General features: G+C 54.4%; 6 protein-coding genes and 1 pseudogene. 4 read left to right on the forward strand and 3 right to left on the reverse strand.

The genetic code is table 11. The annotated features are described in order from the left end of the window. Nucleotides 1–3: 3 nt before the first annotated feature. Nucleotides 4–912 carry a tRNA glutamyl-Q(34) synthetase GluQRS gene (gluQRS, locus tag A0129_RS12345; protein WP_291715387.1) on the reverse strand — a complete coding sequence of 303 codons (909 nt, stop codon included), beginning with the start codon at nucleotides 910–912 and terminating at the stop codon, nucleotides 4–6. A 15-nt stretch (nucleotides 913–927) separates the two neighbouring features. After that, nucleotides 928–1,839, reverse strand: coding sequence for a LysR substrate-binding domain-containing protein (locus A0129_RS12350; protein WP_291715397.1), 912 nt, complete (start codon nucleotides 1,837–1,839; stop codon nucleotides 928–930). Nucleotides 1,840–1,936: 97 nt separating this feature from the next. Here A0129_RS12350 and A0129_RS12355 point away from each other — a divergent pair, with 97 nt between their 5' ends. From A0129_RS12355 to msbA, 4 genes and pseudogenes are all read left to right on the forward strand, one after another. Continuing rightward, nucleotides 1,937–2,647 carry a pirin family protein gene (locus A0129_RS12355; protein ID WP_291715389.1) on the forward strand — a complete coding sequence of 237 codons (711 nt, stop codon included), beginning with the start codon at nucleotides 1,937–1,939 and terminating at the stop codon, nucleotides 2,645–2,647. Nucleotides 2,648–2,673: 26 nt separating this feature from the next. Continuing rightward, nucleotides 2,674–3,234 carry a flavodoxin family protein gene (locus A0129_RS12360; RefSeq protein WP_291715391.1) on the forward strand — a complete coding sequence of 187 codons (561 nt, stop codon included), beginning with the start codon at nucleotides 2,674–2,676 and terminating at the stop codon, nucleotides 3,232–3,234. 61 nt (nucleotides 3,235–3,295) lie between these two features. Beyond that, a pseudogene (dnaE, locus tag A0129_RS12365) lies at nucleotides 3,296–6,827 on the forward strand (DNA polymerase III subunit alpha). A 323-nt stretch (nucleotides 6,828–7,150) separates the two neighbouring features. After that, on the forward strand, nucleotides 7,151–8,914 hold the full coding sequence (gene msbA / locus A0129_RS12370) for a lipid A export permease/ATP-binding protein MsbA (RefSeq protein WP_291715393.1): 1,764 nt from the start codon (nucleotides 7,151–7,153) through the stop codon (nucleotides 8,912–8,914). A gap of 62 nt (nucleotides 8,915–8,976) precedes the next feature. Here msbA and rfaQ read toward each other — a convergent pair. Next, nucleotides 8,977–9,965, reverse strand: a 989-nt coding sequence (gene rfaQ / locus A0129_RS12375; protein WP_291715395.1) for a putative lipopolysaccharide heptosyltransferase III, incomplete at its 5' end; no start/stop codon positions are given.

The following is a 9,965-nucleotide window of genomic DNA, read 5'->3' on the forward strand; positions in this document are numbered from 1 at the left end:
AAACTAGGCAGCCTGCGCTGCTCGGTAGTTCGCCCAAATCGGGGTTGCCAATTCAAGCCACTGCACTGGTGTAGTGGCTTTTATTTTTGGTAAACCAAAGTGTTGCCACACGGTATTCAAGTTCAACACAGGGTCGTGTTCAGGCACTGCCAAAGCTCCGGTTTGTTTGGAAAGTTTTTGCCCGTCTTCGGCCAAAATCACGGGTAAATGCCAATAGGCCGGGGTGTTCACAATGGCTTGTGTCTCAAGCCCGCTTTGCAGAGCGTTCCACACTGCAATTTGTCGAGCGGTGGTGTCGGTCAGGTCTTCACCGCGCACAATGTGCGTTACCTTACTGGCCAAATCATCGACAACCACGACCAGGTGGTAGGCCCAAAATCCATCGCCTCGTTTCAACACAAAGTCGCCGCTGCTGGTGTTCAAGTCGTCCTCAAACCGTCCCAGCCTGTGGTCGTGCCAGGCAATGGGTGCTCCCGGGCAACGAAAACGAATGGCTCGGGCTTCCCGGCCAGCGGGCATACCATGTCTGCAAGTCCCCGGATAAATGCGGTTTTCGCCAGGTGTCCGAAGTGAATTGGCGTCCTCAATTTCTTTGCGTGTACAGGCGCAGGGGTAGGTCAGGTTTCCCGTGTCTAAAAGTTTCAAAGCGGCTTCATACAATGCATGCCGTTTTGATTGCACCCACACTTCACCTTGCCATTGAAGGCTGTGGCGTTCCAAAGTTCGAAGAATATGTTCAGCAGAGGTGGCGTCGCAGCGCCCCTCGTCGATGTCTTCAATACGCAAAAGCCACTGCCCACGGTGTACCTTCGCGTCCAGAAAGCTACCCAGCGCGGTGGCCAGGGAGCCCAAATGCAAAGGACCCGTGGGTGACGGGGCAAATCGGCCGATGTACGGCGCGTGTGTTGGCATATTGAACAACACGGTTTATTGGGGTGGTTGAAAGTTCAGCTGCACCGTGGCCAAGTGTTTGGTCCACCAGTCCAGCGCCTTGCCTTGGCTGCCGCGTTGCCAGGCAAAACAAAGGCTGCTTTGCCGGGTTACATCTTCGGTTTTCTTCACGATCAAATCGCCGTTGGCTACTTCCTGTTCAATCAAGTTCCAGGGTAGCCAGCCGCAGCCCAGGCCTGCCAATTGTGCCTTTACCTTGGCCTGAAGATTGGGCACCGTCAGCACAGCCTGCCCGCTTTGCAAACCAAAAGTAAGCGGTTTGAAGTTGCGGGATGTATCGCCTACTGCTACCGCACGGTATTGGCGAATGGTGTCGATGCACAGCGGTTCCTCTGCATTGGCCAGCGGGTGGCTTGGGGCCACTGCAAACACAAACAGCGACTGCCCGAAGCTTTGAATGTGCAGCCCGGTGGCGCTGGCAAACTGGTTTTGATCCAGGCGACTGCCAATCAACAGGTCGGCTCGACCTGAGTACAAAGCCTCCCAGGTGCCCGACAACACCTCGCTTGAGAAACGCAGCCGTGTCGGGCTTTCCAGCGCATCAAATGCCTGAATCCAGGGTATGGCCTTTTCGAACGGCACCACGGAATCCAGCACGATCCGCAGCTCGGCCTCCCAACCACTGGCCACGGCTTTCACGCGCTTGGTGAGTGCATCGGTGCTTTCAAGTAATTTGCGACCCTCTTCCAACAAAGCTTTTCCTGCAGGAGTGAGTTTGGCTTTGTGGCCAGATCGGTCATAAATCAGAACGTCCAGACTGTCTTCCAGTTGCCGAAGTTGGTAGGTGATCGCCGAAGGTGCCTTGTTCAGGGCCACTGCGGCGGCGGCAAAACTGCCCCGTGCTTCAATCAATTCAAGCAGGGCAAGGCTGTCGAGGTTGATGGTCATGGGTTCAGTTTTTTTGAATGAGTTCGTCAAATTCTACGCCTTGTTTGGCCGCATGGCACCACCTACACTGAATTCATCATTCAACAGGAGGTTGAACATGTTCCAGATCAGAAAATCCAATGAGCGCGGTTACGCCAACCATGGTTGGCTTGAGAGCTATCACAGCTTTTCTTTTTCCAGCTACTACGATCCCAAGCACATGGGTTTCGGCCCCCTGCGCGTGATCAATGAAGACTGGGTTCAGCCTCAAACCGGTTTTGGCACGCACGGTCACCGCGACATGGAAATCATTACATACATGTTGGGCGGTGAGCTTAGCCACCGCGACAGTTTGGGTGGTGGTTCAGCCATCAAGCCCAATCAGATTCAGCGTATGAGTGCAGGCACCGGTATTCGACATTCAGAAATGAATGCGCACAAAACCGATGTGGCTCACTTGCTGCAAATCTGGATTGAGCCTGCCGTGAATGGCGTGGAGCCTGGTTACAAGGACCACGATCTGGATGTGGACACAATCACCGGTCAGCTTGGTCTGATCGTGACAGGCGACAGGGCCGAGGCTGATGCGAAGAAAATCGCCTTCATTCACCAGGACGCAAAAATGTACGCAGGCCGCTTGAGCAATCAAAGCGTACACCGTGAGTTGGACCCTGCACGCAAAGGCTATTTACATGTGGCCAAGGGTTCGCTGAGCGTGGGCAATGTGTTGCTGCAAACCGGAGATGCTCTGTTGATTGCCGGTGAGCGGGAACTGAATTTTGATGTGAGCGAACAGGCCGAGGTACTTTTCTTCGACTTGCCCGCTTGATTGTTAAAACAACGAGGGAGTAAAAAATGACACAAGTAGCAATTGTTTATCACAGTGGTTATGGTCATACAGCCAAAGTGGCGCAGGCTGTTGAACAAGGTGCAGCAGGCGTGGCGGGTGTACAAACCCACCTCATTTCAGTCAATGACGTGAATGACGCCACTTGGGACGTACTGGCCAAGGCTGATGCCATCATTTTCGGCTCACCCACCTACATGGGCGGTGCCTCGGCGGACTTCAAAAAGTTTGCGGATGCATCCAGCAAGGTGTGGTTCAGCCAAGGCTGGAAGAACAAGGTGGCGGGCGGCTTTACCAATTCGCTTTCCATGAGTGGCGACAAGTTGAGCACGCTTCAGTATTTCGTAACCTACGCCATGCAACACGGCATGATCTGGGTGGGCAGTGCCACCCCGGGTGCCCAGAAACCTGGGGACGTCAATGAACTGAACCGCGTGGGTTCTTGGGTGGGTGTGATGACTCAATCGGACAATGCCCCGGCAGACGTGACTCCGCCTGCATCTGACCTGGAAACTGCGAAAGTTTATGGTGCCCGGGTGGCTGAGTTTGCCAAGAAGCTCGCCGGCTAATAGTTGGCCCAAGACGTAAATCGGCTGTAATCAAATATCCGTTTGCGGATAAAATGGGGGGATGACAAATTCATCCCCCACATTGCCTTCCACGTTTGTTCACCTGCGCATGCACACCGAATTTTCGGTGCTCGACGGTATGGTGCGCGTGGGCGAGGCTGTTAAAGCCGCCGCTGGGTGCGGCATGCCCGCGCTGGCCATCTCTGATCTGTCCAACCTGTTTGGTTTGATCAAGTTTTACGGCAAGGCACGCGGTGCCGGTGTCAAGCCAATTGCGGCTTGCGATGTGTGGATTGAAAGCGATCGCGATGAAGAACAGCCCGCCCGCGTGCTGTTGCTGGTGCAAAACCATAAAGGCTATTTGCAACTTTGCGAGCTTCTAAGCCGTGCCTTCTTGCGCAACCAGAAACGCGGAAAAGCCACGCTGAAGTTTGAATGGTTTGATGAGGTAGGTTGTGATGGCCTGATCGCCGTCTCCGGGTTTGCTAATTCCGATGTCGGCCAGTTTTTGCTGGGTGGCAACATGGCCCGCGCTGAAGACTCAGCCCGCAAATTCCTGAAGTATTTCGAGGGGCGCTATTACATTGAGCTTCAGCGCGATGGGTCCACCCAGGCCGAGAACCTGGTGAATTTAAGTTGTCAGTTGGCGGCCAAGTTGCAGCTGCCTGTGGTGGCCACGCACCCAATTCAGTTTTTGAAGCCTGAAGACTTCCGTGCGCATGAAGCGCGGGTGTGTATTGCACAGGGCGAAATTTTGTCGAACCCGCGCAGGCCACGTCGTTTTACCGAGCAGCAGTATTTCAAAACTGCGCAGGAAATGGCAGAACTGTTTGCCGACATTCCCAGCGCCATCCGCAACAGTATTCGAATTGCCCAGCGTTGTAATTTAACGCTTGAATTGGGCAAGCCCAAGTTGCCCGCATTCCCCACACCCGATGGCATGACGCTTGACGACTACTTGGTGCATTTGTCCAAGGAGGGTTTGGAGAAGCGTTTGGCACACTTGTTCCCGAACATTGAGGAACGGGAAAAGATGCGCCCGGAATACGAAGCGCGTTTGAAAATTGAATGCGACACCATTATCGGTATGGGCTTTCCCGGTTACTTCCTGATTGTTCAAGACTTCATTAACTGGGGCGAAAAAAAATGGCGTGCCTGTGGGCCCAGGGCGGGGGTCTGGTGCAGGCTCGCTGGTGGCGTATGCCCTAGGCATTACCGACCTTGACCCTCTGCGGTACGACTTGCTGTTCGAGCGTTTCCTGAACCCCGAGCGGGTTTCCATGCCTGACTTCGACATCGACTTTTGCCAGGACAACCGCGACCGCGTCATCGATTACGTGAAGCAAAACTACGGGCGCGATGCGGTTAGCCAAATCGCAACCTTCGGTACCTTGGGTGCGAAAGCGGTCATTCGCGATGCGGGCCGTGTGCTCGACATGCCCTACATGTATTGCGACGGCCTGTCCAAGTTGATTCCGCAAACGCCCACGGACCCGTGGGACCTTGAACGCGCGTTGAATGAAGAGCCCACGTTCAAGGAGCGGGTGGAAAACGAAGACGAGGCCAAGGAAATCATCGCAGTGGCGCGGCCTTTGGAGGGACTGACCCGCAACGTGGGTATGCACGCGGGCGGCGTGTTGATCGCACCGGGCAAGTTGACTGATTTTTGTCCCTTGTATTGTGCTGACGGTTCAACCGATTCTGTGGTGTCGCAATACGACAAAGACGACGTGGAAGCCGTGGGCCTGGTGAAGTTCGACTTCTTGGGCCTGCGCAACCTGACCATTCTGGATTGGGCAGTGCGTTGGGTGCGGGAAAACTACGAAGATCAGCGCGACTTCCGCTTGGAAGATTTGCCGCTGGACGACCCGGCGGTGTACCAGTTGTTTTCAGAGGGCAACACGACTGCAGTGTTCCAGTCTGAATCGCGTTCCGCGAAAGACCTTGAAAAGAAGCTCAAGCCGGACAACTTCGAAGACATCATTGCCTTGATGGCGCTGAACCGTCCTGGCCCTTTGGGCTCCGGCATGGTGGACGACTTCATTGCCCGTAAAAAGGAAACCTCCAAAACCGGCAAAGGGCGCGCGGAGTGGTACTTTCACCCCAAGCTCGAAGGCATCCTGAAAAGCACCTACGGTGTGATTGTTTACCAAGAACAGGTGATGTTGGTTGCCCAGATTCTGGCCGGCTACAGCTTGGGCGGCGCTGACCTGTTGCGCCGAGCCATGGGTAAAAAGAAGCCTGAGGAAATGGCCAAGCAGCGTGAAATTTTCACGACTGGCGCCACCGAGCGTGGTGTGGACCCAGCCGTGGCCAAGCAGCTTTTCGACTTGATGGAAAAGTTTGCAGAATACGGTTTCAACAAATCGCACTCGGCTGCTTATGCGCTAATTGCATACCATACCGCCTGGTTGAAGGCGCATTACCCGGCTGAATTCATGGCTGCGTCCATGAGTTCAGACATGGATGACACTGACAAGGTCAAGGTATTTGTCGAAGATGCCATGGCCATGTGTCAGGTGCCGGGCAAGAAAGCCGGCACCATGGTCACGATGCTGGGTCCGGACGTAAACCAGTCCAATTTCCGCTTCACCGCTGTGCGCATTGATGGTGAAAAGCGTGCAAGCGCTATTCGCTACGGTTTGGGTGCTGTAAAAGGAACGGGTCAGGCTGCATGTGAGGCAATCGTTGCCGAGCGCAACGCCAATGGTCCGTTCACCAGTCTCTTCGATTTCGTGAAGCGTGTAGACAGCAAACAGATCAACCGGCGGGTGATTGAGGCACTGATTCGCGCAGGTGCTTTTGATTCTCTGAACCCTGACCGTGCCAAGTTGCTGGCCAGTTCAGGGCAGGCCATGGAATGGGCTGCCCAACAAGCCGCCACCGCTGCACAGGTGAGTTTGTTTGGGGAAGACCTTGGAGGCGATGCTCCACCGGAATTGGTGGATGTGCCCACCTGGAGCGAACGTGAAAAGCTGCAGCAGGAAAAAGCGGCCTTGGGTTACTACTTCAGTGGTCACCTGTTTAAAGCCGATGAAGACAAAGTGCGGCAGTTCGTCAAACTGAAGTTGAAAGACCTGTCGCCGGGTCGGGATTTGGTGTGGATGGCGGGTGTGATTGCATCGCTACGGACCATGATGACCAAGCGCGGGAAAATGGCGGTTGTGTTGCTGGATGACTCTACTGCGCAAGTTGAATTGTCTATTTTCAATGAGCAGTTTGAAGCCAACCGCAACCTGCTCAAAGAAGATTCGCTACTAGTGCTGCAAGGCAAGGTTTCTGAAGATTCTTACACCGGGGGCTTGCGAATTTCTGCCGAGAACCTGTATTCACTGGCCAGTGCCCGGGCCCACTTTGTCAGCCGCTTGAGGCTGAGCATGAACGGGCAATCGGATGCTGAAAAGCTGCGCGCCATGCTGGAGCCTTTCCGCGATCCCGTGCAGGGTTGTTTGGTCGAAATTGACTATCACAATGGCCAGGCTGCCTGCGTGGCGCAACTGAGCAGCGACTGGAAGGTGCGCCCGGAAGAAGACCTTCTGGTTGAAATGCAGGGCTGGCTGGGTGAGGGCAATGCCAAGTGGGTGTTTGGCTAATTGATCAGCCAGTTTGGCGGAAACTGCGGCGCTGTCGCCAACTCGTCGGGGTTGCCTGATTCCTCACAGAAAACCGCTTCATCCCTTTTTGAATTCATTCTTGCTCACCTCGCTCGGCAAAACACATGGCCGAGTCTCGGTGTTGGCAAATCGCCAAACGCAGCGAATGAATCCAAACGGGGCGGTTTTCTTGAAGTTCGTAACAGGCAAACCCACTGCCGAGTTGGCTCAAAAAGCGTCAAGATTCACGCGACGCTTGAGTCGCACTCGCTTGCCACACACAACCGTGTAAACTTCGACCATCCAACCCACGTTCACGCTGAATGCCCAACACAATCGATTACACCGCCAAAGGCCTGTACAAACGTCTGCTTTCCTACAGCCTGCGCTATTGGCCGCTTTTCACAACATCATTGATCGCCTTGGTGTTTGCTGCCGTCACAGAACCGTTGTTTGCCAGTCTCATGAAGCCGCTGATCGACGAGAACTTTTCCGGTGAACGAACCGAAATGGCGAAGTGGCTGCCGGTCATTATCATTGTGTTGTTCCTCATCCGCGGTTTGGCCACTTACATCAATGAGTATTGCAGCGCCAAGCTGGCTGGCTTGGTGGTTCACGACTTGCGGTTTGACATGCTGTCCCGCATTTTGCGTTTTCCCAATTCGTATTTTGTGGAACAGCCCGCCGGTAAAATTATCTCCACCGTGTCCACCAATGTGGATGCAGTCACCGAAGCGGGTTTCAATATCATCACCGTGCTGATTCGTGACGGTGCAATCGTAATCGGCCTCATGGCCATTTTGCTGTACACCAATTGGCAGCTCACCTTGATCTGCTTTGCAATTCTTCCCTTGATTGCCATTGGTGTGTCGGTGGCAGCCAAGCGCTTGAACCGCTTTGCACACAATGCGCAAACTTCTCATGCCGATTTGGTGCAAAGCATTTCTGAGGTAATCGGCGCTCAAAAAATCATCAAGATTTATGGTGCGCAGCAGGTGGAGACCGATCGCTTTATGAAAAGCGCGGATGAAATCATGAAGTCGCGCGTGAAGCTGGTGGCCACCAGCGCGGCCAACTCCGCAATTGTTCAGTGGATACTTGCCGCTGCTGTGGCTGCTGTGGTGTATTTCGCCGGCATTTTGGCTGAAAGCGACAGCATGACTGCGGGCGATTTCGCCTCTTTCATGACCGCGATGATGATGTTGTTGGCCCCGGTGAAGCGCCTGACCAACATCAACCAGCAACTTCAAAAAGGCTTGGCGGCTGCTGACAACGTATTCCGGGTTGTAGACCGCTCGGTTGAGAATTCCAGCGGCACCCACACCACTGATCGAGCGCTGGGTTACATTGAATTCAACAAAGTGGGGCTTACCTTTCCCGGTGCTGAAGCGCCTACATTGATGGACATCAATTTGTGGGTCAAACCCGGGCAAACGGTGGGTATCGTCGGTGTGTCGGGCGGTGGCAAGTCAACCCTGATCAACTTGCTGCCTCGTTTTCTGGACCCCACAAGCGGTGTAGTGAAGCTGGACAGTGTTGATTTGAAACTATGGGATTTGCAGTGCCTTCGCCGCCAAATTGCAGTGGTCACCCAGGAAAGCCATTTGCTGAACGACACCGTGCGCAACAACATTGCTTACGGCGAAATGCGTGGTGCCAGCGATGAAGCCATTTTAAATGCTGCCCGCATGGCCAATGCCCTGCCTTTTATTGAGAAACTGGAAAATGGGCTTGATACGGTCCTGGGCGACAATGGACTGAGACTCTCTGGCGGCCAGCGTCAGCGCATTTCAATCGCACGGGCATTCCTTAAAAACGCCCCAATTCTAATTCTCGATGAAGCCACTTCTGCACTCGATTCTGAAGCGGAGCGTGAAGTTCAAGAGGACATGGAGCGACTGCGCCATGGTCGAACCACTTTGGTGATTGCGCATCGATTGTCCACGCTGACCACGGCCGATTTCATTATCGTGCTGGACCAGGGCAAATTGATTGAGCAGGGCACCCACCAGGAACTGTTGGCCAAGCAGGGCAAATACCATTACCTGCATTCCATTCAGAACCAAACGACCGAAATCAAGCCTTGATTGAACAGGCCGGCCGGGACGGCTCATTGTGTACGTTCAGTGTGTGAACTCAGTACGCGAGCTCAGTCAATCAGTTTGTTCACCGCCTGAATCACTACATCCGTGGGGATTGCGCTCAGAAGTCGTGTGGTGTCGTCGGTATTGATGCTGTCCGGGTGGGGAAGTGGCCCAAAGTCGCCCGCATAAATAACGGTGGCTTTGTCCGACCACGGCCGCCATTCCTGTACCCAAGAGGGACCAAACAGCGCCACCTGCGGCACATTCAATGCCGCGGCCATGTGCATGGGTGCGGAATCCACGCCCACATAAAACTTGCTTAACTTCAGCAAAGCCGCCAACAGGGGCAGGCTCATTTTGCCGCCCACATTCACCAACTGGCCTGAACCCGTTGAAAACTTGGCGCGTGCCAAGCGTTCTATTTCGGCTGTCATCGCCACCTCCACTGGGTCAGGGCTGCAGGTGAGTACCACGTGCAAACCTTGGTTCAGCAAATGCACCACCACGTCGGCAAACTTGTCGTCTTCCCAGCACTTAAAAGGCCAACGGGCAGCGGGGTGAATCAATACGAATGGTCCGTTCACTCTGTGCCCAGCCAAAAGTTTGTCGGCTTTGTCCAGGTTTTCAGGGCTTGGGCGCAGTACCATTTCACCGCGCAGGCTGCGGGGGTTTACGCCCAGGGCTTGCAGGCACAGCAGGTTTAGCTCCACGGCGTGTGCTTGCCCCCGGGGTGGGGGTACCACACGGTGTGTAAAGCAGGCGTGCCACAGGGCCTTGTCGCGTTTTGCATAGGCCATTTGTACGCGCACGGGCGCATTTGAAAAGCGAGCGAGCAGGGCACCAACCCATTGGTCGGTTAAATGCACCACGGCATCGTAACGAGTACGCCGTGTCTCAAACACCAGTCCAAGTTCGGCCTTCAGCCTTGCAAAGCCTTTCAGTTTCCGGTCAATACAGAGCACCCGGTTAAGGTGCGGATTGTTTTGCAACAGAGGTGTTGTTTCTTTATAAATCAGGGTATCAATTTGTACGCCCGGGAATTGATCGTGAAGGG

It is taken from the genome of Limnobacter sp. CACIAM 66H1 (assembly GCF_001601825.1).
Taxonomy (GTDB): Bacteria; Pseudomonadota; Gammaproteobacteria; order Burkholderiales; family Burkholderiaceae_B; genus Limnobacter.